Annotated in this window: 19 protein-coding genes and 1 other RNA gene; 5 read left to right on the top strand and 15 right to left on the bottom strand. The window is 72.2% G+C overall.

All coding sequences use genetic code 11. The features are described from left to right. The first annotated feature begins 199 nt into the window (after positions 1-199). Positions 200-1,540, top strand: coding sequence for a UDP-N-acetylglucosamine 1-carboxyvinyltransferase (murA, locus tag ABD954_RS21380; RefSeq protein ID WP_345487888.1), 1,341 nt, complete (start codon positions 200-202; stop codon positions 1,538-1,540). 123 nt (positions 1,541-1,663) lie between these two features. Here murA and ABD954_RS21375 read toward each other — a convergent pair whose 3' ends face one another. The 3 genes from ABD954_RS21375 to ABD954_RS21365 form a co-directional block, all read right to left on the bottom strand. Continuing rightward, complete coding sequence (locus tag ABD954_RS21375; protein ID WP_015033921.1) at positions 1,664-1,945, bottom strand: HU family DNA-binding protein; 282 nt, start codon at positions 1,943-1,945, stop codon at positions 1,664-1,666. 388 nt (positions 1,946-2,333) lie between these two features. Further along, positions 2,334-3,749: an NAD-dependent malic enzyme gene (locus ABD954_RS21370; RefSeq protein WP_345487886.1), complete on the bottom strand. Its 1,416-nt coding sequence runs from the start codon at positions 3,747-3,749 to the stop codon at positions 2,334-2,336. Between the two features lie 514 nt (positions 3,750-4,263). Then, entirely contained in the window at positions 4,264-6,609 is a 2,346-nt protein-coding gene (locus ABD954_RS21365; protein ID WP_345487884.1) for a HelD family protein, read from the bottom strand. 382 nt (positions 6,610-6,991) lie between these two features. On the opposite strand from ABD954_RS21365, the gene ABD954_RS21360 reads away from it, so the two are divergent. Both ABD954_RS21360 and ABD954_RS21355 read left to right on the top strand, forming a co-directional pair. Further along, a complete protein-coding gene (locus tag ABD954_RS21360) occupies positions 6,992-7,363 on the top strand; it encodes a helix-turn-helix domain-containing protein (RefSeq protein WP_345487882.1) in 372 nt (123 codons plus the stop codon). Beyond that, positions 7,318-7,836: an MmyB family transcriptional regulator gene (locus ABD954_RS21355; protein WP_345487880.1), complete on the top strand. Its 519-nt coding sequence runs from the start codon at positions 7,318-7,320 to the stop codon at positions 7,834-7,836. The genes ABD954_RS21360 and ABD954_RS21355 overlap by 46 nt, the downstream gene beginning before the upstream one ends. Here the strand turns inward: ABD954_RS21355 and ABD954_RS21350 are convergent. The 4 genes from ABD954_RS21350 to ABD954_RS21335 form a co-directional block, all read right to left on the bottom strand. Next, entirely contained in the window at positions 7,833-8,522 is a 690-nt protein-coding gene (locus ABD954_RS21350) for a GNAT family N-acetyltransferase (RefSeq protein WP_345487878.1), read from the bottom strand. The two genes, ABD954_RS21355 and ABD954_RS21350, sit on opposite strands and share 4 nt — an antisense overlap. A 61-nt stretch (positions 8,523-8,583) precedes the next feature. Continuing rightward, the gene (locus ABD954_RS21345) at positions 8,584-9,981 is read right to left on the bottom strand and encodes a uroporphyrinogen-III synthase (RefSeq protein WP_345487876.1); all 1,398 of its coding nucleotides are present in this window, start codon (positions 9,979-9,981) and stop codon (positions 8,584-8,586) included. 114 nt (positions 9,982-10,095) lie between these two features. Continuing rightward, the gene (locus ABD954_RS21340; RefSeq protein WP_345487874.1) at positions 10,096-11,451 is read right to left on the bottom strand and encodes a nitrate/nitrite transporter; all 1,356 of its coding nucleotides are present in this window, start codon (positions 11,449-11,451) and stop codon (positions 10,096-10,098) included. Between the two features lie 205 nt (positions 11,452-11,656). After that, complete coding sequence (locus ABD954_RS21335; protein ID WP_345487872.1) at positions 11,657-12,664, bottom strand: LysR family transcriptional regulator; 1,008 nt, start codon at positions 12,662-12,664, stop codon at positions 11,657-11,659. Positions 12,665-12,747: 83 nt separating this feature from the next. On the opposite strand from ABD954_RS21335, the gene ABD954_RS21330 reads away from it, so the two are divergent. Then, positions 12,748-14,013 (top strand): MFS transporter, encoded by a 1,266-nt coding sequence (locus ABD954_RS21330; RefSeq protein WP_345487870.1) that lies wholly within the window; start codon positions 12,748-12,750, stop codon positions 14,011-14,013. A gap of 52 nt (positions 14,014-14,065) precedes the next feature. Here ABD954_RS21330 and ABD954_RS21325 read toward each other — a convergent pair whose 3' ends face one another. The 6 genes from ABD954_RS21325 to ftsE form a co-directional block, all read right to left on the bottom strand. Then, the gene (locus ABD954_RS21325) at positions 14,066-14,650 is read right to left on the bottom strand and encodes a DinB family protein (RefSeq protein ID WP_345492363.1); all 585 of its coding nucleotides are present in this window, start codon (positions 14,648-14,650) and stop codon (positions 14,066-14,068) included. A 107-nt stretch (positions 14,651-14,757) separates the two neighbouring features. Then, positions 14,758-15,126, bottom strand: a transfer-messenger RNA (tmRNA) gene (ssrA, locus tag ABD954_RS21320). 90 nt (positions 15,127-15,216) lie between these two features. Further along, positions 15,217-15,768 carry an SsrA-binding protein SmpB gene (gene smpB, locus ABD954_RS21315; RefSeq protein ID WP_345487868.1) on the bottom strand — a complete coding sequence of 184 codons (552 nt, stop codon included), beginning with the start codon at positions 15,766-15,768 and terminating at the stop codon, positions 15,217-15,219. 18 nt (positions 15,769-15,786) lie between these two features. Continuing rightward, positions 15,787-16,986, bottom strand: a complete 1,200-nt coding sequence (locus tag ABD954_RS21310; protein ID WP_345487866.1) for a S41 family peptidase — start codon at positions 16,984-16,986, stop codon at positions 15,787-15,789. A 79-nt stretch (positions 16,987-17,065) separates the two neighbouring features. Then, on the bottom strand, positions 17,066-17,983 hold the full coding sequence (ftsX, locus tag ABD954_RS21305) for a permease-like cell division protein FtsX (protein ID WP_345487864.1): 918 nt from the start codon (positions 17,981-17,983) through the stop codon (positions 17,066-17,068). A gap of 18 nt (positions 17,984-18,001) precedes the next feature. Beyond that, entirely contained in the window at positions 18,002-18,691 is a 690-nt protein-coding gene (gene ftsE / locus ABD954_RS21300; RefSeq protein WP_345487862.1) for a cell division ATP-binding protein FtsE, read from the bottom strand. A 225-nt stretch (positions 18,692-18,916) separates the two neighbouring features. Between ftsE and ABD954_RS21295 the strand changes: the two genes are divergently transcribed. Then, positions 18,917-19,102: a hypothetical protein gene (locus ABD954_RS21295; RefSeq protein ID WP_345487860.1), complete on the top strand. Its 186-nt coding sequence runs from the start codon at positions 18,917-18,919 to the stop codon at positions 19,100-19,102. A 106-nt stretch (positions 19,103-19,208) separates the two neighbouring features. Here ABD954_RS21295 and ABD954_RS21290 read toward each other — a convergent pair whose 3' ends face one another. Both ABD954_RS21290 and prfB read right to left on the bottom strand, forming a co-directional pair. Next, positions 19,209-20,231, bottom strand: a complete 1,023-nt coding sequence (locus ABD954_RS21290) for a hypothetical protein (protein ID WP_345487858.1) — start codon at positions 20,229-20,231, stop codon at positions 19,209-19,211. 502 nt (positions 20,232-20,733) lie between these two features. Next, complete coding sequence (gene prfB / locus ABD954_RS21285) at positions 20,734-21,846, bottom strand: peptide chain release factor 2 (RefSeq protein ID WP_345487856.1); 1,113 nt, start codon at positions 21,844-21,846, stop codon at positions 20,734-20,736. Positions 21,847-22,109 lie beyond the last annotated feature (263 nt).

The raw sequence follows: 22,109 nt of genomic DNA, 5'->3' as shown, positions 1-22,109 counted from the left end.
GCCCAGTCGCAGGTCAGCCCGGCCCCTCCAGAGCGGCCGGACGACAAACGGACGGTGACGCTCCGCAAGATCACGGGGACGGAGGGTGTTGTGCCGAATTCATTACGTTCGCGGGGCCCCCTCAGCCACACAAGTGGGGTCTCATCGCCCCTTACCCTTTTCTCTGGCCACCCGACCGACGACCCGGAACGCGAGATCCATGACCGGCACAGACGATGTCCTGCTTGTCCACGGCGGCACCCCGCTGGAGGGCGAGATCCGCGTCCGCGGCGCGAAGAACCTCGTGCCCAAGGCGATGGTCGCCGCCCTGCTCGGCAGTGAGCCGAGCCGACTGCGCAACGTGCCCGACATCCGTGACGTCCGCGTGGTCCGCGGACTGCTCCAGCTGCACGGTGTGACGGTCCGTCCCGGCGAGGAGCCGGGCGAGCTGATCATGGATCCGACCCACGTCGAGTCCGCCAACGTGGCCGACATCGACGCCCACGCCGGCTCCTCCCGCATCCCGATCCTCTTCTGCGGCCCGCTGCTGCACCGCCTCGGCCACGCCTTCATCCCGGGCCTGGGCGGCTGTGACATCGGCGGCCGGCCGATCGACTTCCACTTCGACGTGCTGCGCAAGTTCGGCGCGACGATCGAGAAGCGGGCGGACGGGCAGTACCTGGAGGCGCCGCAGCGCCTGCGCGGCACCAAGATCCGCCTGCCGTACCCCTCCGTCGGCGCGACCGAGCAGGTGCTGCTCACCGCCGTCCTGGCGGAGGGCGTCACCGAGCTGTCCAACGCCGCCGTGGAGCCCGAGATCGAGGACCTCATCTGCGTGCTGCAGAAGATGGGCGCGATCATCGCCATGGACACCGACCGGACCATCCGGATCACCGGTGTCGACAAGCTCGGCGGCTACAACCACCACGCCCTGTCCGACCGCCTGGAGGCGGCCTCCTGGGCGTCGGCGGCGCTCGCCACCGAGGGCGACATCTACGTGCGCGGCGCGCAGCAGCGCTCGATGATGACCTTCCTCAACACGTACCGGAAGGTCGGCGGCGCCTTCGAGATCGACGACGAGGGCATCCGCTTCTGGCACCCGGGCGGTTCGCTCAACGCCATCGCCCTGGAGACGGACGTGCACCCCGGCTTCCAGACCGACTGGCAGCAGCCGCTGGTGGTGGCGCTCACCCAGGCCTCGGGCCTGTCCATCGTCCACGAGACGGTGTACGAGTCGCGGCTCGGCTTCACCTCCGCGCTGAACCAGATGGGTGCGCACATCCAGCTGTACCGCGAGTGCCTTGGCGGCTCGGACTGCCGCTTCGGCCAGCGCAACTTCCTGCACTCGGCGGTCGTCAGCGGCCCGACCCGGCTCCAGGGCGCGGACCTGGTCATCCCGGACCTGCGCGGCGGCTTCTCGTACCTGATCGCGGCCCTCGCGGCGCAGGGCACCAGCCGGGTGCACGGCATCGACCTGATCAACCGCGGCTACGAGAACTTCATGGAGAAGCTCGTGGAGCTCGGCGCGAAGGTCGAGCTTCCGGGCAGCGCGCTCGTCTAAGGCGTCTGCGCCCGCCTCTGGCGGGCGAACGAGAGGGCGGCCACCCCCTGACAGGGTGGCCGCCCTTTCCGCTTGCCTCAGGCCGCCTGGACGGCCTCGCGGCGCGCGCTGCCTACAGGCTGCTTACTTGCCCTTGGCGGCTTCCTTGAGCTTCGAGCCCGCGGAGACCTTCACGCTGTAACCGGCCGGGATGTCGATCGGGTCGCCGGTCTGCGGGTTACGAGCGGTGCGAGCGGCACGGTGGGTGCGCTCGAAGGTCAGGAAGCCGGGGATGGTGACCTTCTCGTCACCCTTGGCGACGACCTCGCCGACGGTCTCGGCGAGCGCGGCCAGCACGGCGTCGGCGTCCTTGCGGGTCACCTCGGCGCGGTCGGCCAGGGCGGCCACCAGCTCACTGCGGTTCATTTCGTTACTCCCGTGTTTCTTCTTGCCTGTGAGGCGGGTTGCCTGTGAGGCGGGCCACGCGGCGGAGCCGCATGATGGGCACTGCGAAGCCGATGCTGCCAGGGCCCTCGGACAGTCCCCGGACCCGGGTCTGGTGACAGACCCTCGCGCCCAGACCGCATCCTGCCCCCACCAGCGGCGGGAACGCCAATCCGGCACCCCCTGGGGTCACACGAAAAGCGCCAGTGCCCACCGGTGGTGACGTAGCGTCGACTCCGCAGGAACCGAGCGGAGCCGAACTACCACCCTAAAGGGGGGTTTGGGGTGCGGCACCTCGCGACACGCGCGCGGGCCGCCGCCCCTGGCCCCCGAGCCCCGGGGCGGCGCGGACCGGGGCCCGCCGACGGGCTCAGGCGCCCGCGCCCGCCGCCTTCGCCGCGGTGCGCACCGCGCCCGCGACCGCGCCCGCGACCTTGTCGTTGAAGACCGACGGGATGATGTAGTTCGGGTTGAGCTCGTCCTCGGTGACGACGTCGGCGAGGGCGCTGGCGGCGGCCAGCATCATCTCCGTGTTCACCGTGCGGGACTGGGCGTCGAGCAGGCCGCGGAAGACGCCCGGGAACACCAGCACGTTGTTGATCTGGTTGGGGAAGTCCGAGCGGCCGGTGGCGACGACGGCGGCGGTCTGGCGGGCGATCGCCGGGTCCACCTCGGGGTCCGGGTTCGCGAGCGCGAACACGATGGCGCCGTCCGCCATGGCGGCCACGTCCTCGCCGCCCAGCACGTTGGGGGCCGAGACGCCGATGAAGACGTCGGCGCCGACGACGGCCTCCTTGAGGGTGCCGGTGACGCCCTCGGGGTTGGTGTTGTCGGCGATCCAGCGCAGCGGCGAGTCCGGCGTGGCGTCCACCAGGTCCTCGCGGCCCGCGTGGACGACGCCGTGGATGTCGGCGACGACCGCGTGCTTCACGCCGGCCGCGATCAGCAGCTTCAGGATGGCCGTACCGGCGGCGCCCGCGCCGGACATGACGACCCGTACGTCGCCGATGCCCTTGCCGACCACGCGCAGGGCGTTGGTCAGGGAGGCGAGCACGACGATGGCGGTGCCGTGCTGGTCGTCGTGGAAGACGGGGATGTCGAGGGCCTCGCGCAGCCGGGCCTCGATCTCGAAGCAGCGGGGCGCGGAGATGTCCTCCAGGTTGATGCCCGCGAAGCCGGGGGCGATGGCCTTGACGATCTCGACGATGGCGTCGGTGTCCTGGGTGTCCAGGCAGATCGGCCAGGCGTCGATGCCGGCGAAGCGCTTGAAGAGGGCCGCCTTGCCCTCCATCACGGGCAGGGCGGCCTTGGGGCCGATGTTGCCGAGGCCGAGGACGGCGGAGCCGTCCGTCACGACCGCGACGGAGTTGCGCTTGATGGTGAGGCGGCGGGCGTCCTCGGGGTTCTCGGCGATCGCCATGCACACGCGGGCCACGCCCGGGGTGTAGACCATGGAGAGGTCGTCACGGTTGCGGATGGGATGCTTCGACGCCATCTCGATCTTGCCGCCGAGGTGCATCAGGAACGTACGGTCGGAGACCTTGCCGAGCACGACGCCCTCGATGCCGCGCAGCTGCTCGACGATCTCCTCGGCGTGCGCGGTGGAGGTCGCGGCGACGGTGACGTCGATGCGGAGCTTCTCGTGACCGGAAGCGGTGACGTCGAGGCCGGTGACGGAACCGCCGTGGGACTCGACGGCCGTGGTGAGCTGCGAGACCGCGGTGCCGCTCGCGGGCACCTCGAGCCGGACCGTCATCGAGTACGAGACGCTGGGCGCCGTTGCCATGGCCGTGTTCCTCTGCTTTCCCTAGCTTCGTTGCTACGCCGGCCGGCTGGTTGCCCGGCGGCGCCCTCCGATGGTCGCACCTACCTGCCGGTAGCAGGTAATACGGTCTTTTCGTTTTCGGAAAGTAGTTTCCACCATACGAGAGAAGGCCGGGAAACAGAAGAGGCCCCCGTCACCCGAAGGTGACGAGGACCTCTCCACGTGGGCGACACCGGCCCGCCATGCTCGCCTCGCGGCAAGTGGTCCCTCTGAGGGACGAAGGTTGGGCCCGGGGGCTTGGATCGAGCCGGTGTCACGACAAGGCTAACAAACCACCCCGGGAAGCGATTCCCGCAGCGCGGGTTGACGTGAAATCCCCCCGGTCGGCCCGCCCCGAGCCCGGCCCGCCGAGCCTCACCTGCGCGCCCGGCCCGCTCCCGAGCCCGTACCGCCGAGCCCGGCCCGCCGAGCCCCGTCCGCCGCGCCCTGCTCTCTCCGGGCCCCGTCCGCCGCGCCCGCCCGCCCGCGCCCCGCCTCAGTCGCGCAGCAGGTCCGGCACGCCGTCCGCGTCGGGCAGGTCCCGGTCCCCGGAGACCACCGTCAGCGCCTGGGTGGACCGGGTCAGCGCCACGTAGAGCACCCGCAGGCCGGCCGGCGACTCGTCCGCGATCTCCGCGGGCGAGACGACCACCGTGGCGTCGTACTCCAGGCCCTTGGCCTCCAGCGAGCCGAGCGCCACCACCCGGTCGCCGAGGCCGGCGAGCCAGCGGGCGGCCTCCGCCCGCCGGTTCATGGCGACCACCACGCCGACCGTGCCGTCCACCCGCTCCAGGAGCCGCTCGGCCTCCGACCGTACGGTTCCGGCCAGCTCGCCCTTGTCCCCCACGGCCACGAACCGGGGCTCGACGCCGGTGGAGCGCACCGCCTTCGGCGATTCCTTGCCGGGCATGGCGAGGGCGAGGACCTTGGCGGCGAGCTCGGCGATCTCGGCCGGGTTGCGGTAGTTCACGGTGAGCTCGAAGCGGCGGCGCGGCCGGGTGCCGAGGGCCTCGTCGCGGGCGGCGGCCGCCTCGTCCGGGTCGGACCAGGAGGACTGGGCGGGGTCGCCGACCACCGTCCAGGTGGCGTGCCGGCCGCGCCGGCCGACCATCCGCCACTGCATGGGCGTGAGGTCCTGGGCCTCGTCGACGATGACGTGCGCGTACTCGGTGCGCTCGGCCGCCAGCCGCTCGGCGCGCTCCCGCTGGGTCTCCTCCCGTACGGGCATGAGCTCCTCCAGGCCCGTGAGCTGGTCCAGCGGGTCGTACTCCCGCTTCTTGCGGGGCCGCGCCGGGGTGCCCAGCAGGGTGTGGAGCTCGTCGAGCAGGGCCACGTCGTGCACGGACAGCCCGGGGCGGCGCAGCGAGCGGGCGAGCCGGCGGACCTCGCCGGGGTTGAGGATCCGGCGGGCCCAGCGGCCGAGCCGCTTCTCGTCCGCCATGGCGTCGAGGACCCGGCGCGGGGTGAGCTCGGGCCACCAGGCGTCGAGGAAGGCGAGGAAGGAGTCCTCGGTGGACACGTCCTCGTCGAAGGAGGAGCGCAGTTCGGCGGCGAGCTCGGGGTCGCTGTGCCGGCCGGCCGCGCCGGACTTGGCGTACAGCGCGTCGAGCAGCAGCCGGCGGGCGCGGGGGCGCAGCAGGTTGACGGGCGCGGTGCCGCCCAGGACGTTGTGGCGGATGCGCTTGAGCTCGTCGGCGCCGAGCTCCAGGCGGCGGCCGAAGGCGACGACGCGCAGCAGGGCCGGGGTGCCGGCCGGGGCCCCGGGTGCCTCGTCGTCCTCGTCGAAGGCGAGCTGGGCCCGGGGAGCCGGGGTCTCCAGGGCGCCGCGGGCGGCCTTGCGCAGCACGGCGACCATCCGGGAGGAGCCCTTGACCCGGGCGACGGCGGGCTCGTCGTACGCGTCGGCCTCGACCCCGTCGACCAGCGAGCCGAGCGCCCGGATGGCGACCTGGCCCTCCTCGCCGAGCGAGGGCAGCACGCCCTCGGTGTACGACACCAGCAGCGGGGTCGGCGAGACGATGAGGATGCCGCCGGCGTAACGGCGCCGGTCCTGGTAGAGCAGATAGGCGGCGCGGTGCAGGGCGACGGCGGTCTTGCCGGTGCCGGGGCCGCCCTCGACGTAGGTGACGGAGGCGGCGGGGGCGCGGATGACCAGGTCCTGTTCGGCCTGGATGGAGGCCACGATGTCCCGCATGGTGTGGCTGCGGGCCTGGCCGAGCGCGGCCATGAGGGCGCCGTCGCCGATGACGGGGAGCTCGCGGCCGTCGAGGGTGGCCTCCAGCTCGGGGCGCATCAGGTCGTCCTCGACGCCGAGGACCTTGCGGCCCTTGGAGCGGATGACGCGGCGGCGCACCACCCGGCCGGGGTCGACGGGGGTGGAGCGGTAGAACGGGGCGGCGGCGGGCGCCCGCCAGTCGATGACCAGCGGGGAGTAGTCGGCGTCGAGGACGCCGATGCGGCCGATGTGCAGGGTCTCGCCGATCTCGGCGTACTGCCGGCCGTCCTCGGTCCGTACGGCGTCCTCGGCGGGTTCGACGGAGGTGTAGGCGCCGTCGGGGCCCTTCTTGCCGTCCTTGCCGTACAGGAGGTCGATCCGGCCGAAGAGGAAGTCCTCGAACTCGTTGTTGAGCCGGTTGAGATGGATGCCGGCACGGAAGACCTGGGCGTCGCGCTCGGCGAGGGCGCCGGGCGTGCCGACCTGGCCCCGCTGGGCGGCGTCGTTCATCAGGAACTCGGCCTCGTGGATCTTCTCCTCGAGGCGGCGGTAGACCCGATCCAGATGTTCCTGTTCGACACCGATCTCGCGGTCTCTGACCGTGTCGACGGCTTCCTGCGCGGCCACCTGGCCCCCTTCTGACGTGCACTGGGCAGCCTTCGAGGCTACGCCACCAGGGGGCGCCGTGTCAGTCCTGGTGCCGTGTCAGCGGGGTGGCGTAGCGGGACCGGTGACGGGCCGGTGAGCGGCCGGCGAGGGGCCGGGGCCGTGGCGGGCCGGGACGGTGACGGCGCGAGGGGCGATGTGCCGCGTCCGCGGACGGGGGGCCGGCCCGGGCGTACGGGGGAGCCGCCCGGGCCGGCGGGACCGGACTGCTCGGGGGGTGCCGTCCGGTCGTCATGGCGTCCTCGCAGGTCAGCGAGGGGCACCCACAGCATGAATGTTGAACTGTTTATTATCTACGGACCGTTTTTCCTAGGAATTCGCGTACGGACATATGGGGGGTGCGGTGAACAAGACGGCGCTACGGGCCCTCCTGAAGGAACGCCGCGAACTGATCGCCCCCGAGGCCCACGGACTCTCCCGGCCCACCGGCCGCGGCCGGCGCGCCCGCGGTCTGTCGCAGCAGCAGGTCGACGAGCTGACCTGCCGCGCGATCGACACGTACAACCGCCTGGAGACCGGCCGCTACCCGAACCCGCCCGCCGACTACCTGCGGCAGGTCGGCCGCCTCTTCGGGCTCAACGAGCAGGAGTGGGTGATGCTCTGCCGGTACGCGGGGATCGGCGACCCGCCGGGACCGCTCAACCCCTCCTCCGGCCTGGAGGTCCCCGGGTGTGGCAGGAGGCCGTCGACGGCATCGGCCACATGGCGTACCTGACCGACGCGTCCTGGAACCTGCTCGCCCACAACCGGCACTTCGCCGACATGCACCCGGGGCGCCGCGTCCCCGCGAACACCTTGCGCTGGATGCTCCTCGACAGGGAGGCCCGCGGGACCAGCCTCGTCGACTGGGACACCGTCTGGGCCCCGCTGGTCCTGCCGCAGCTGCGCGCCGCGCTCGCCGCGCGCCCGGAGGACGCGACCCTGCGCCGGATCGAGCGGGAGGTGCGCGCGGACCCGGCCCTCGGCCCGATGTGGGAGGCGTGCGGCGCCCACATCCACCCGGACGGCGACGAACGTCCCCTGCACCACGCCCTGCACGGCCCGGGCCACGTCAGCATCTGCGCCGCCCAGCCGCTCACGGCCCCCGGAGCCCGCCTGATCATCATGCTCTTCCGGCCGGGCCCCCGTAAGTCGCACCCGAGGGTGCCGATGCTGCGGGCGGCGGGCCCGGGAGACACCGGCGGCTAGAAGGCCGGTGGCGGGTCGTCGTGCAGGACGCGCTGGAAGAGGTGGTGGTCGCGCCAGTCGCCGTCGATGTGGAGGTAGCGGGGCGCGGTGCCGATCCGTTCGAAGCCGCACTTGGCGAGGACCCGCTGGGAGGCGTGGTTGTGCGGCAGGGTGCCGGCCTCGATCCGGTGCAGGCCGAGTTCCTCGCGGGCGGCCCGGCACGCCTCCTCGACCAGGGCCGTGGCGAGGCCGCGGCCGGCGTGGTCCTCGGCGACCCAGTAACCGAGCGCGGCGCTGCGGAAGGGGCCCAGCGCGATCCCGGAGAGCGTCACGGACCCGACGATCACCTCGCGCGCCGCTCCACCGTCCGCTCCCTCCCCCGCCCCGACGGCGCCGCCTGCCCGGTCGCCCCCGTCCGTCGCACCGGTTCCGTCCGTCGCACCGGTTCCGTCCGTCGCACCGGTTCCGTCCGTCGCGCCGGTTCCGTCCGTCGCGCCGGTTCCGGGCGTCCCGTCGACCACGGCGAACCACCGCGGGCGCCCGTCAGCGAGCCGGGCCGCCTGCCCCTCGGCCGTGTAGTAGGTCTCGCCCCAGCGGGGTTCCCAGGGCCCCAGGTACGTCCGGTTGCGCAGCAGTGCGTCGGCGAGGGCGGCGGCGTCGGCGGGGGTGCCCGGCCGGATCCGGACACGGTCGGCGATCTTGGTCATCCGCGTACGGTAACCGGGCTGCCGGTACGGGCTCTCCGCGCCCCGGACGTGTCCAGGACCTCTAGCCCTCCTCCCCCGCCCCGTACTTCGTGTCCGCCGCGGGGTCGAGAGCCAGTCGGTAGCCCCGTTTGACCACCGTCTGGATCAGCTTCGGTGCGCCCAGGGCCGTGCGCAGGCGGGCCATCGCCGTCTCGACGGCGTGCTCGTCGCGGCCCGCGCCCGGGAGGGCGCGCAGGAGTTCGCCCCGGCCGACGACCCAGCCGGGGCGGCGGGCGAGCAGGCCGAGCAGGGCCATGCCGGCCGGCGGCACCGGGCGCAGGGTGCCGTCGACGAGGACCGCGTGGCCGCGGATCTCGATGCGGTGCCCGGCGACCGGCAGCACCCGGGCCCGGGCGGGCAGCTCCTGGCACAGGAGCTGGACGAGGGGGCCGAGCCGGAAGCGCTCGGGCTGGTGGGTGTCGACGGCGAGGGCCTGCAGGGGAAGCGCCGTCACGGGGCCGACGCACACCGCGAGCACGTCGTGCCGCAGGGCGGCGAGGAGTTCGTCGAGGAGCCCTCGGTCACGCGCCCGGTCGAGGAGGGAGGCGGCGGCCGGCGCGCTGGTGAAGGTCACCGCGTCCAGGGCGCGGCCCACGGTCGCGTCGAGCAGCCGGTCGAGCGGGCCGGTGTCCTCGGGCGGCATCCAGCGGTAGACGGGGACGGGCACGACCTCCGCGCCGGCCGCGCAGAGCGCCTCCACGAAACCGGGCAGCGGCTCGCCGTGCAGCTGGAGGGCGATGCGCCGCCCTGCGACGCCCTCGTCGAGGAGCCGGTCGAGGACCTCGGCCATCGACTCGGAGGACGGCGACCAGGTCTCGGTGAGCCCGGCCGCCCTGACCGCGCCCTTCACCTTGGGGCCGCGGGCGAGCAGTTCGACCCCGCGCAGCCGGTCGACGAGCTGTTCGCCGAAGCCCCAGCCGTCGGCGGCCTCGACCCAGCCGCGGAAGCCGATCGCCGTGGTGGCGACGACGACGTCCGGGGCGTGGTCGATGAGGTCCTTGGTCGCGGCGAGCAGTTCGGTGTCGTCGGCGAGCGGCACGATCCGCAGCGCGGGGCCGTGGACGACGCCCGCGCCCCGGCGGCGCAGCAGCGCGATCAGCTCGTCGGCGCGCCGGGCCGCCGTGACCCCGACGGTGAATCCCGCCAGCGGCCCCTCGTCTCCCTGCCCGCCCGGTCCGCGCGCACCGCCCTGACGCCCACCGGTCTCGCGCGGGTCGGCGCCCCGCCCGCCGCTCTCGTGCCCGCCCGTCTCCGTCTCGGGGGCGCCGCTCTCGTGCCCGCCCGTCTCCGTCTCGGGGGCGCCGCTCTCGTGCCCGCCTGTCTCCGTCTCGAGGGTGCCGCTCTCGGTGGCACCGGTCTCGTTTCCGCCCGTCTCGTGCCCGCCCGTGTGGCGCTCGTCCATGTCGTGCCGTTCGCCCATGTCGTGCTCGCCCCTGTCGTGCTCGTCCCTGTCGGCCGAGACTGCCGGGGCCGCGTGTCGGTCTCGGTTCGCGCGTATTTCCTGGTCGTTACGGCCGTGGGGGCCCACTGTGACTCATACCTCGGCGGGGGCGCGCCGCGGTTCCGCGTCGGCGGCGGTGTCGGGGACGGGGGCCACGGCGGAGGGACGGCGAAGGTATACCGCCCAGGTGACCACCATGCACGCGGCGTAGAAGGCGAGGAAGGCCACGAAGGCGGCGGTGCCGGAGCCGACCGTGAGGAAGGACTGCCGGAAGGCGAGGTTGATGCCGAGGCCGCCGAGCGCGCCGACCGCGCCGATGAGCCCCATCGAGGCTCCGGACAGGCGCCGCCCGTACGCCTCGGCCTCCTCGCCCGCGAGGCCCTTGCGGTGCCCCTGGGTGAGGAAGATCGCCGGGATCATCTTGTACGTGGAGCCGTTGCCGAGGCCGCTGAGGACGAAGAGGCCGATGAAGCCGACCAGGAAGACGGCGAGGGACTCCACGACCGAGGCGTAGAGGACGACTCCGGCGGCGAGGGCCATGGCGGCGAAGGTGGCCAGGGTGATGCGGGCGCCGCCGTGCCGGTCGGCCAGCGCGCCGCCGACCGGCCGGACGAGCGAGCCGAGCAGCGGGCCGATGAAGGTGAGCGAGGCGGCCTGGAGCGGGGTGCGCCCGAACTGGGTCTGGAGCACCAGGCCGAAGGCGAAGCTGTAGCCGATGAAGGAGCCGAAGGTGCCGATGTAGAGGAAGGCCATGATCCAGGTGTGGCGGGCCTTGACGGCCTCCTTGACGGCGCCGGTGTCGTTCCTGACGGGGACCAGGTTGTCCATGAACAGCGCGGCGCACACGGCGGCGACGACGATCAGCGGCAGGTAGACGCCGAGGACGATCCTCGGGTGCATGGCTCCGGCGGTGCCGATGACGAGAAGGCCGACGAGCTGGACGACGGGGACGCCGATGTTGCCGCCGCCCGCGTTCAGGCCGAGCGCCCAGCCCTTCTTCCGCAGCGGGAAGAAGGCGTTGATGTTGGTCATGGAGGAGGCGAAGTTGCCGCCGCCGACACCGGTGAGGGCGGCGACGAGCACGAAGGTGCCGTACGAGGTGCCCGGCTCCATCACCGCGAAGGCGAGGCCCGTCGGCAGCAGGAGCAGCAGGGCGCTGAGGATGGTCCAGTTGCGGCCGCCGAAGCGGGCGACCGCGAAGGTGTACGGGATGCGGATGAAGGCGCCGACGAGGGTGGCCGTGGCGATGAGGAAGAACTTGCCCGCCGGGTCGACGCCGTACTGGGGCCCCATGAAGAGGACCATGACGGACCACAGGGTCCAGATCGAGAAGCCGATGTGCTCCGCCAGCACCGAGAACCACAGGTTCCGGCGCGCGATCCGCTCCCCCTGTTCACGCCAGAAGGTCTCGTCCTCCGGCTCCCAGCGTTCGATCCACCGGCCGCCCATCTCACACCTCCACGCTGTCGGTCCCCTTGCCCCAGTGCTCGGGTCCCTGTGCAGCCGACGCTAGGAAGGCCGCGTTTCAGGGCGATGCTCTGAGGTGACGGGTGCGGAACCTTGCTCTCACCCGGAGCGCGGCGCTGGTGTGAGCGCCCCCGGGCCGTGCGTCTGCAGGACGGCCGGTGGAGCCCGGGGCAGTCCCGGGACGACCCTACGGGGTGCCGGGCAGGCCCGGCTCGCTTTCCGGCAACCAGGAGCCGGCCGGCCGGACGTGCCAGCCCTCGCGGACACCGAGCTCGCCGACGGCGCGGCACAGGGCGTCGAGGCCCGGGTGGCGCAGTCCCCTGCGCCACACCAGGCTCACGGGCGACAGCGGTACGGGGTCGACCAGGGGCCGCAGTGCGCTGCCCGGCATGGGCGGGAAGTCGACGACGGCGAGCACCGGGGTGCGGGCCTTCTCCATGATCCGGCGGAACTCCTCCTTGCCGACGGCGAGCGGCGCGGGCGGTGCGACACGGATGCCCCGGCCGGCGAACAGCCGGGTGGCGAGGTCGGTCCACTCGGGCGTGCGGTCGTTGCCGGCGCCCGCGTAGACGTCCCGGCCGGCGAGCGCGTCGAGCGGGACGGCGGGCAGCTCGGCCAGCGGATCGTCCTCCGGCAGCAGCACGGCCATCGGCTCGTACCGCACGAACCGCGTCTCCAGGCGCGCCCGCAGCTCGGGCGCGAGCCCGCCGTACCGGCCGAAGGAGGCGTCGAGCCGGCCGGCGAGGATCTCGCGCACGGCGCCGGTCAGCCCGCTCTCGTAGCGGGCCATCAGTTCCAGGTCCGGGGCGAGTTCGCGGGCGCGGTGGAGCACCCGCTCGTGGCCGAGCCCGGCGCTGTTGAGGTCGACGAGGAGGGGACGGGGCGCGCCGCGGAAGGCGTCGGCGAGCTCGTCGTGGGCGGCGAGGACCTTGTGGGCGTAGGGGAGGAGGCGTTCGCCGTCCGGGGTGAGGGCGACCTGGCGGGTGGTCCGGACGAACAGCTCGGCGCCCAGCTCCCGTTCGAGCCGCCGGACGTCCCGGCTGAGGGCCTGCTGGGCGACGTAGAGCCGGCCGGCGGCGCGGGTGAAGTGCAGCTCCTCGGCCACGGCGACGAAGGCGCGCAGGAGGCGGGGGTCGAGGTCGGTGCGCTGTCCGTACGAGGGGGCGGGGCGGCTCGGGGTGCTCGGGGTGCTCACCGCCGCATTCAACAACCCAGGTGCGTGAATCGCCACCGAATAGGTGTTGGACCGGCAGGGTCATGCCAATCGAACCTTGATCCATGCCCCGCCCCGACCTGACGCTGACCCCCACCGGCCCCGCCCTGGCCCCCCGCTACCGCGAACGGGCGCCCCGCCCGCCCGCGAACCCCTACCTCCGCCTCTTCACCCTCCCCGGGGCCCGTGCCTTCACCGCCGGCAATCTCATCGCCCGGCTGCCCATGGGCATGTTCGGCGTCAGCACGGTCGTCATGATCGCCGAGGGGTACGGCTCCTACGCCCTCGCCGGGGCCGTCAGCGCGGCCGGCCTGGTCGCCGGGGCACTCACCGCGCCCTGGATCGCCCGGCTCGTCGACCGCCACGGCCAGGCCCGCATCGCCGTGCCCGCCACCGTCTGGGCCGTCCTCGGCCAGCTGCTCCTGCTCCTTGCCGCGTACAGCCACGCCCCGGCCTGGGTGCTGGCCGCCACGGCCGTGCTGAGCGCCACCGCGCCCAACACCGGCGGCATGTCCCGGGCCCGCTGGGCCCACCTCCTGAAGGACGACCCGAACGCCCTGCACACCGCCAACGCCTTCGAACAGGCCGCCGACGAGCTGTGCTTCATGCTCGGCCCGGTGCTCGCCGCGTTCCTCTGCTCGGCGCTGTTCCCCGAGGCCGGCACCCTGGTCGCCGCCGTCCTCTTCCTGACCGGAGTGATGCTGTTCGCGGCGCAGCGCGCCACCGAGCCGCCGGTCGCCCCGCGCACCACCGCCGGGTCCCCGCTGCGCGCCCCCGGCATGCCGGCGCTCCTCGCGGTGTTCCTCGCCACCGGCGCGATCTTCGGCGCGATGGAGGTGGTCACCCTCGCGTACGTGGACGGGCCCGCCGCCGGCCCCGTCCTCGCCCTCCAGGCCGCCGGGTCCTGTGCGGCCGGCCTGGTCTACGGCCGCGCCCGCCGCTCGGCCCGGCTCGCGAACTGCCTCGCCGCGATGACCGCCCTGATGGCCCTGCCGCTGCTCGCCGCCCTCACGGGCTCCCTGCTCGTCCTCGCGGGCGCCCTGCTGGCGGCGGGCATGGCGATCGCCCCGACGATGGTCACGGGCATGTCCCTGGTCCAGCGCCTGACCCCGGCGGCCCAGCTCAACGAGGGCATGACCCTCGCGGTCACCGCCCTGCTCGGCGGCATCGCGACCGGCTCGGCCACCGGCGGCTGGCTCGCGGAGCACGCCCCCTCGACCACGTACGGCTATCTGATCCCGCCGACGGCGGCCCTGGCGCTGACGCTGTGCCTGGCGGCCCGGGTGGGCGCCCGCGCGCGGCACGGCCACCGAGCGGGAACCGGGCGGTAGCCGAGGAGCCGGAGTGATCTCCAGGCCCTGCCTTCGGATGCGGGCGAGAGCCCTAAGCCCTGATCGGCGCGGCCGACCTGGCGGCCTCCTCGATCTTCGCCCGCTGGGCCGCACGGGCTTCCTCGTCGATCGGCTTCTCGTGTTCGGCGCGCAACCCGGTCCGGCCGTCGAGGCCCTCGCGCAGGATGTCGGCGTGCCCGGCATGCCGGATGGACTCGCCGAGGACATGGACCATGACGGCGAACAGGTTCGTGTCGGCATGAGGCTCCGGCCACCACGGCACGCGGCCGGGGGCGTCGAGGCGAAGCTCGTCGATCGTCGCGTCCGAGTGTTCCCACGAGCGCCGGTAGAACCCGATGATCTGAGCGCGGGTCTCGTCCCCGGTCGCCCACAGATCGCTGCCGTCGGCGTCCTGCCACCGGGGCAGCGGTTCCGGCGAAGGCCGGTCGAAGACCTCGCCGAAGTACCTGGCCTCGACGGTGGCCAAGTGCTTGACCAGGCCGAGGAGGTTGGTCCCGGTCGGTGTCAAAGGCCGGCGGGCATCGTATTCGGACAATCCGTCGAGTTTCCAGAGCAGCGCCTCGCGATCCCGTCGCAGTCGCCCGTGCAGGGTGTCCTTCGCGAATTCATCGATCATGCGGCAGAGCCTGCCACCCCACACGACAAACGGCGCCTCCCGCTGGGGAAGGCGCCGTCCGTCGATGGGATGACCTTGCGGTCCTGCTCGCAGGAGCGCGACCGCAATGGTGGAGATGGCGGGAATCGAACCCGCGTCCAACGGTGCGGAACCAGGGCTTCTCCGTGTGCAGTCTGGTACGAGTTTCTCGGCCCTCCGGATCACCCAGACAAGTCCGGAACGGGCTCAGTCACTGTTTGATTTCCCTCTTCACCCCGTGACCGGGATCAAGGTTTAGTTCCCTGCATGATGCCAGGATCCGGGTCGGGAACAGTCCCGGGCTGACACTTCGCAAGTCGCTACTTAGGCAGCGAGGGCGAAGGAATCGCGCTTGGTGTTGGCGATTATTGGTTTCGGCGCGTGGTTAACGAGATCATTGCCGCTTCCTCGACACGCTTCCCCTGCTTCGACATCCGCTGTCGAAACCGATCATCCCCATGTTGATTTTTCAAAGCACGCACCCTCGGTGAGGTGCGTGGCCCATCGTACGTGACCAACGGCCACCCGTGCCAGCGTATTCCCCGGCGTCAGCCGCCCGCGGCGAGCTTGGCCGCCCGCTCCCGGCGGCGCGCCGCCGCGATGGCCCGGCTCGCCTCGCGCGTGTCCTGCTTCTCCCGCAGCGTCTGCCGCTTGTCGTACTCCTTCTTGCCCTTGGCGAGCGCGATCTCGCACTTCACCCGGCCGCCCAGGAAGTACAGCGCGAGGGGCACGATCGTGTGACCCGTCTCGCCGGCCTTCTGCCCCAGCTTGTCGATCTCCGCGCGGTGCAGCAGCAGCTTGCGCTTCCGCTTCGCCGAGTGGTTGGTCCAGCTGCCCTGGGAGTACTCCGGGACGTGGATGTTGTGCAGCCACGCCTCCCCGCCGTCGATCTGCACGAAGCCGTCGACGAGCGACGCCCGGCCCATCCGCAGCGACTTCACCTCGGTGCCCATCAGCACCAGGCCGCACTCGTAGGTGTCGAGGATGTGGTAGTCGTGCCGCGCCTTCTTGTTCTGCGCGATGAGCTTGCGCTCCGGCCCCTTGTCCTGGCTCTTCTTCTTCGCAGGCTTGCCCTGCACGTTGACGAGTCCCTTTGCCATAGTGCGGTCATTTTCGCACTACGAGCCCCCTCCGAGGCCACTCAATACCGTGCGGGCCCGCTTCTCGGCCCGGTCGCCGCCCGCGTCGCGGACCACGAGGTCCGGGACGATGCCGCGGCCGTCGACCGCGTGCCCGGCGGGCGTCCGGTAGTGCCCGACGGTCAGCTCGGCCACGGAACCGTCCGGCAGCGTGCTCGGCATCTGCACCGCGCCCTTGCCGAAGGTGCGCGAACCCACCGTGACCGCCCGCCCCCGGTCCTTGAGCGCGCCGGTCAGCAGCTCGGCCGCGCTCATGGTGCCGCCGTCGACCAGCGCCACCAGGGGGCGCCCGGTGTCGCCGCCGCCCTCCGCGTACACCGCGCGCTGCTCGCCGTCCACGTCGTACGTGGCGACGAGCCCGCCGTCGAGGAAGGCGGAGGCGGCGGTCGCGGCCTCGGCGAGCAGTCCCCCGGAGTTCCCGCGCAGGTCGAGCAGGACCCCGGCGCCGGCCGGTGCGGCGCGCACCGCGGCGCGCACCCGCTCCCCGGTGCCCTTGGTGAAGGCGGACACCCGGATCAGGACGGCGCCGTCGTCGAGCCGGCGGACGGTGACGGGATCGGTCGCGAGCCGCTCCCTGCGCAGGGTCTCGGTCCAGGCGGTCCTGCCGCGTCGGACGCCCAGGACGACGGTGGAGCCGGGGGCGCCGCCGCGCAGCAGCGAGACGACCTCGGAGACGGAGCGGTCGCCGACCGGGCGTCCGTCGAGGGTGATGAGCCGGTCGCCCGGCCGGAGACCCGCCCGTGCGGCGGGCCCGCCGGCCTGCACCCGGCTGATCTCCACCCGGTCCGGTCCGGCCTTGCGGGCGGAGAGCCCGACGCCGGTGTACGTGCCGTCGAGGGCCTGCTCGAACTCGGCGTACTCCCGCTTGTCGTACACCACGCCCCAGCGGTCGCCGCTGCGGCTGACGAACTCCTCGGCGGCCTCGGTGCCCGACTTCCCGTCGGCCATCGCCTCGGCGGCGGCCCGGGCGAGCGCAGCCCGGTCGACGGTGTCCCGGTCCGCACCGGCCCGGTCGGCCGACACGGGGGCGGACGCCGGTTCGTACGCCTGCTCGCGGCGGGGCAGGGATCCGGTCGCCGCGGCCGTACCGAGCACTCCCGCGAAGACCAACGTCAGGGCGGCCCCACGGAGGAGTCCGCGGGGCCGTCGACAGAACTCGGGGCCGGCACCGGCACGCATGGCGCCCACTCTAGGACAAGCGAACGGCGCCGTACGGCCGTTGGCCGGACGACGCCGTGCACGCGACGTGAGGGAACCGTCACACCTTGAGGTACTTGCGCAGGGCGACGAAGGCCGCCAGCGCCGGCATCAGCAGCCCGATCGCGATGACGAGGGGCAGCTTGGCGAAGACGGCGTCCCAGCCGATGAAGTTGACCAGCTGCATCTTGTCGGCGAGCGCGATGCCGTGGTCGATGAGGAAGTACCGGCCGACGAGGAGCATCACACAGGCGACGGCGCCGCCCAGGAGGCCGGCGAAGGCGGCCTCCATGATGAACGGCATCTGGATGTAGAAGTTGGTCGCGCCGACGAGCCGCATGATGCCGGTCTCGCGGCGGCGGCTGAAGGCCGAGACGCGCACCGTGTTGACGATCAGCATCAGCGCGATGACCAGCATGAGGCCCATGACGCCGAGGGCGGCGATGTTCATGCCGTTCATCAGGTCGAAGAGGTTCTGCAGGATGTTGCGCTGGTCCTGGACCGACTCCACGCCGTCCCGGCCCGCGAAGGCGGTCGCGACCACCTTGTACTTCTCCGGGTCCTTCAGCTTCACGCGGAAGGACTCCTGCATCTGATCCGGCGTCACGACCGAGGCGATGGCCGTGTCCCCGTACTGCTCCTTGTAGTGCTTGTACGCCTCGTCGGCAGTCTCGTGGTGGACCGTCTCGACGATGTCCATCTTCTTCAGGTCGGCCTCGATCTGCTCCTTCTGCTGCGCGGTGACCGCGCCCTTGGCGCACTTGGCCGAGGTGGCCCCGTCGCTCTTGTTGCAGAGGAAGATGGAGACGTTGACCTTGTCGTACCAGTAGTCCTTCATCGTGCTGACCTGCTCGCGCATGAGCAGGGCGCCGCCGAACAGGGCGAGCGAGAGGGCCACGGACACGATGACGGCGAAGGTCATCGTGAGGTTGCGCCGGAGACCGACCCCGATCTCCGAGAGCACGAACTGAGCGCGCATGTGATGTCCCCCCGCCCGTCAGTGCTGGTAGCCGTAGACGCCGCGCGCCTGGTCACGGACAAGGCGGCCCTTTTCGAGCTCGATGACGCGCTTGCGCATCTGGTCGACGATGTTCTGGTCGTGGGTCGCCATGACGACGGTGGTCCCTGTCCTGTTGATGCGGTCGAGCAGCTTCATGATGCCGACGGAGGTCTGCGGGTCGAGGTTGCCGGTGGGCTCGTCGGCGATCAGCAGCATCGGGCGGTTGACGAAGGCGCGGGCGATGGCGACGCGCTGCTGCTCACCGCCGGACAGCTCGCCCGGCATGCGGTCCTCCTTGCCGCCGAGGCCGACCAGGTCGAGCACCTGGGGCACGGCCTTGCGGATCTCGCCGCGCGGCTTGCCGATGACCTCCTGGGCGAAGGCCACGTTCTCGGCGACGGTCTTGTTGGGCAGGAGGCGGAAGTCCTGGAAGACCGTCCCGAGCTGGCGGCGCATGTGCGGCACCTTCCAGTTGGAGAGCCGGGCCAGGTCCTTGCCCAGGACGTGCACCTGTCCGTGGCTGGCGCGCTCCTCGCGCAGGATCAGCCGCAGGAAGGTGGACTTTCCGGAGCCGGAGGAACCGACGAGGAAGACGAACTCCCCCTTCTCGATCTCCAGGGAGACGTCCCGGAGCGCGGGGCGGTTCTGCTTCGGATAGGACTTGGAGACGTTGTCGAATCGGATCACGGATGCACCACGGTCGGCCGGGAGTAGGTGTGCGTGACCATACGCGAACGGGGATGGCCCGCGCAGTCGCGGTCCGGGCTTGTGTGCTTTATCCTTTTCGTCCTTGCGCTCGCGGTCCCACGGGGCGCGCCGAAAAGCTCCGGAGCTGGCACAGTGGGAGGGGGAACGCACGGGTCACCCGGAGCGTTCTTCTGCTGAGACCCCTGTGCGGGAGGAGGAGAGCGCATGACCTATGACCGATTGGTGTGCGCCAACTGCGCGGCCCCCGTCGCGGAGGGCCGTTGCCCCGTCTGCCGCGCGAACCGCGAGCGACTGCCCCAGCCGTCGGGCCTGACCCCGGCGATGCTGCTGACGCTGGTGATCGCCCTCGTGGCGACGATGGCCCTGCTGGCGGCGGTGCGGGGCGCATAGGGGCCCCTGGGAGTACGGAGAAGGGCCGGAGGCGCTCGGGAGCGCCTCCGGCCCTTCTGTGTGCCGTCACCGGCCGTCCGTGACCCTTATGGCTTCACGCCGGGGCTCAGACGGCGGCGCGGCCGCCGCCCACGAGGCGCGGCAGGAAGCGGAAGCCGATGCCACCGGCGATCATGGTGGCGGCACCGATGATCAGGAACGAGGTCTCGGCGGCGCCGGTCTCGGCCAGCTCCTCCTTGGCCTTGCCCTGCTCGACGGGCTGCGAGCCGGCGTTGTTGGTGCCGGGGTTGTTGTCGACGCACTCGGCGCCGTCGAGGTCGACGGTGCAGGTGCCGGCGCCGCCGTCGGTGGAGGAACCACCGTTGCCGCCGTTGCCGCCCTGGCCGCCGTTGTCGCCGGACCCGCCGTTGTTGCCGTTGCCGCCGTTGTTGCCGTTGCCACCGTTGTTGCCGTTGCCGGCGGAGGTGCCGGTCGAGGTGCCGGTGGACGTGCCCGTGGACGTACCGGTCGAGGTGCCCGCCGAGGTGCCGGTGGACGTACCCGTCGAGGTGCCGGTGGACGTGCCCGTGGACGTACCCGTCGAGGTACCCGTGGACGTACCGGTCGAGGTGCCCGTCGAGGTACCGGTGGACGTACCCGTCGAGGTACCGGTGGACGTACCCGTCGAGGTACCCGTGGACGTACCGGTCGAGGTACCCGTGGACGTACCCGTCGAGGTACCCGTGGACGTACCGGTCGAGGTGCCCGTCGACGTGCTGCCGTCGGACGTGCCCGTCGAGGTACCGGTGGACGTACCCGTCGAGGTGCCCGTCGACGTGCTGCCGTCGGTCGTGCCGGTGGACGTGCCCGTCGAGGTACCGGTCGAGGTGCCCGTGGACGTACCGGTCGACGTGCCCGTCGAGGTGCCGGCGGACGTACCGGTCGAGGCGCCGTCGGTGGTGCCGACGGACGTGTTGCCCTCCGTGTTCCCGATGCCGAGGCCGGCGTCCAGGCCCTCGTTGGTCACCGTGACCTCGGCCTCGATGCCGTTCACGGCCTGGGCGGCACCGGCAACGGTGAGCGACGCGCCGGCCGCGATCACGGCACCGGCTGCTATCCGCGCGACGCGGACCCGCGTCTTCTTGGTCATCTGGCTGCTACCCCCAGTAGCTGAAATCGTCTGTAGAGCCGCGCTCGGGGCTCCGGACACCGGGGGCCGTCACACACGCACTGGACCTGCCCCCGTTCACACGCGCCCCAGAAATACGCATGCCGCGGGCCACCCTTTCGAGTTTCCGAGGGTGCGTCAAGGTCGTTGCGCGTGCGATGCCCGAAAGATCACTGTCTGCCCGCCATGCGGGGATGCAACTGTGACGTAAACCCGGAACTCCCGCCCTCTCCGCGCCAGTTCCCATGTCGACAAAGCGTCAGAGCTGCCCGTCCGTCGCTTGCGGCCGCGAATCCCACGTCGCGATCCCGTCAGCCGCACCACGTCTGACTCGAGCGAACCCGGCCCCAGGCGTCGCCTCTCATGGCGTGACCGTTCCTCGAGCCGTGCAACGGATCTCGTCGAGCACCGGCGTCTCGTACACCGGGCCCCGCTCACCTCGTGCGGTGAGCGGGGCCCGGTGTACGCGTGCGGAGGGCGGCGGTTACTGCGCCTGCTCCTGCTGCTTGCGCCAGCGGATGCCCGCCTCCAGGAAGCCGTCGATCTCGCCGTCCAGGACGGCCTGCGGGTTGCCGACCTCGAACTCCGTACGGAGGTCCTTGACCATCTGGTACGGGTGGAGGACGTACGAGCGCATCTGGTTGCCCCAGGAGCTGCCGCCGTCGCCCTTGAGCGCGTCCATCTTGGCGCGCTCCTCCTGGCGCTGGCGCTCGAGGAGCTTGGCCTGGAGGACGTTCATGGCGCTCGCCTTGTTCTGGATCTGGGAGCGCTCGTTCTGGCAGGAGACGACGATGCCGGTCGGGATGTGCGTGATGCGCACGGCCGAGTCGGTGGTGTTGACGCCCTGGCCGCCGGGGCCGGACGCGCGGTAGACGTCGATGCGCAGGTCCGACTCGTCGATGTCGACGTGGTCGGACTGCTCGACGACCGGGAGGATCTCGACGCCGGCGAAGGAGGTCTGGCGGCGGCCCTGGTTGTCGAAGGGCGAGATGCGCACCAGGCGGTGGGTGCCCTGCTCGACGGAGAGGGTGCCGTAGGCGTAGGGGGCCTTGACCACGAAGGTGGTCGACTTGATGCCGGCCTCCTCCGCGTACGAGGTCTCGTAGACCTCGGTCGAGTAGCCGTGGCGCTCGGCCCAGCGCAGGTACATGCGCTGGAGGCGCTCGGCGAAGTCGGAGGCGTCGACGCCGCCCGCCTCGGCGCGGATGTTGACCAGCGCCTCGCGCTCGTCGTACTCGCCGGACAGGAGGGTGCGGACCTCCATCTCGTCGAGGGCCTTACGGACGGACGTGAGCTCGGTCTCGGCCTCGGCCCGGGTGTCCGGGTCGTCCATCTCCTCGGCCAGCTCGAAGAGGACCGCGAGGTCGTCGATCCGGCTCCGCAGGGCCTCGGCCTTGCGCACCTCGGCCTGCAGGTGCGAAAGCTTGCTCGTGATCTTCTGCGCCGCCTCCGGGTCGTCCCACAGGGACGGGGCCGCGGCCTGCTCTTCGAGCACGGCGATGTCTGCCCTCATCTTGTCGAGGTCCAGGACGGCCTCGATCGACCCCATGGTCGAGGAGAGGGACTTCAGCTCTTCGGATACATCGACGACTGCCACGCGTCCAGCGTAACGGCTCCGGGCAAGGACCCGGACCTGCGTTCCCGCCCGGCGGCGAGGTTCGGGCTCCGGCCCGGGGCCGGGGACGGCAAGGCCGGCGCGCCCGGCGACCCGCCGGCGCACGGCCCGGGGCCGGGGACGGCAAGGCCGGCGTACCGCGCGCCCGGCGTACGGGCGGCCGCGGCGGTGCGCGGCGCGCTCCGGCGTACGGGCCGGTCCGATGGGCCGACGTACGGGCCGGTCCCATGGGCCGCCGTACGGGC

Source organism: Streptomyces roseoviridis, from assembly GCF_039535235.1.
Lineage (GTDB): Bacteria > Actinomycetota > Actinomycetes > Streptomycetales > Streptomycetaceae > Streptomyces > Streptomyces roseoviridis.
This window is presented reverse-complemented; position numbering and strand designations above follow the sequence as displayed.

Bases quoted from the DNA above. Each gene is read 5' to 3' on its own strand.
- murA (WP_345487888.1), top strand. From the start codon at position 200: ATGACCGGCACAGACGATGTCCTGCTTGTCCACGGCGGCACCCCGCTG.
- ABD954_RS21375 (WP_015033921.1), bottom strand. From the start codon at position 1,945: ATGAACCGCAGTGAGCTGGTGGCCGCCCTGGCCGACCGCGCCGAGGTG.
- ABD954_RS21370 (WP_345487886.1), bottom strand. From the start codon at position 3,749: ATGGCAACGGCGCCCAGCGTCTCGTACTCGATGACGGTCCGGCTCGAG.
- ABD954_RS21350 (WP_345487878.1), bottom strand. From the start codon at position 8,522: ATGACCAAGATCGCCGACCGTGTCCGGATCCGGCCGGGCACCCCCGCC.
- ABD954_RS21345 (WP_345487876.1), bottom strand. From the start codon at position 9,981: ATGGGCGAACGGCACGACATGGACGAGCGCCACACGGGCGGGCACGAG.
- ABD954_RS21340 (WP_345487874.1), bottom strand. From the start codon at position 11,451: ATGGGCGGCCGGTGGATCGAACGCTGGGAGCCGGAGGACGAGACCTTC.
- ABD954_RS21330 (WP_345487870.1), top strand. From the start codon at position 12,748: ATGCCCCGCCCCGACCTGACGCTGACCCCCACCGGCCCCGCCCTGGCC.
- ABD954_RS21325 (WP_345492363.1), bottom strand. From the start codon at position 14,650: ATGATCGATGAATTCGCGAAGGACACCCTGCACGGGCGACTGCGACGG.
- smpB (WP_345487868.1), bottom strand. From the start codon at position 15,768: ATGGCAAAGGGACTCGTCAACGTGCAGGGCAAGCCTGCGAAGAAGAAG.
- ABD954_RS21310 (WP_345487866.1), bottom strand. From the start codon at position 16,986: ATGCGTGCCGGTGCCGGCCCCGAGTTCTGTCGACGGCCCCGCGGACTC.
- ftsX (WP_345487864.1), bottom strand. From the start codon at position 17,983: ATGCGCGCTCAGTTCGTGCTCTCGGAGATCGGGGTCGGTCTCCGGCGC.
- ABD954_RS21295 (WP_345487860.1), top strand. From the start codon at position 18,917: ATGACCTATGACCGATTGGTGTGCGCCAACTGCGCGGCCCCCGTCGCG.
- ABD954_RS21290 (WP_345487858.1), bottom strand. From the start codon at position 20,231: ATGACCAAGAAGACGCGGGTCCGCGTCGCGCGGATAGCAGCCGGTGCC.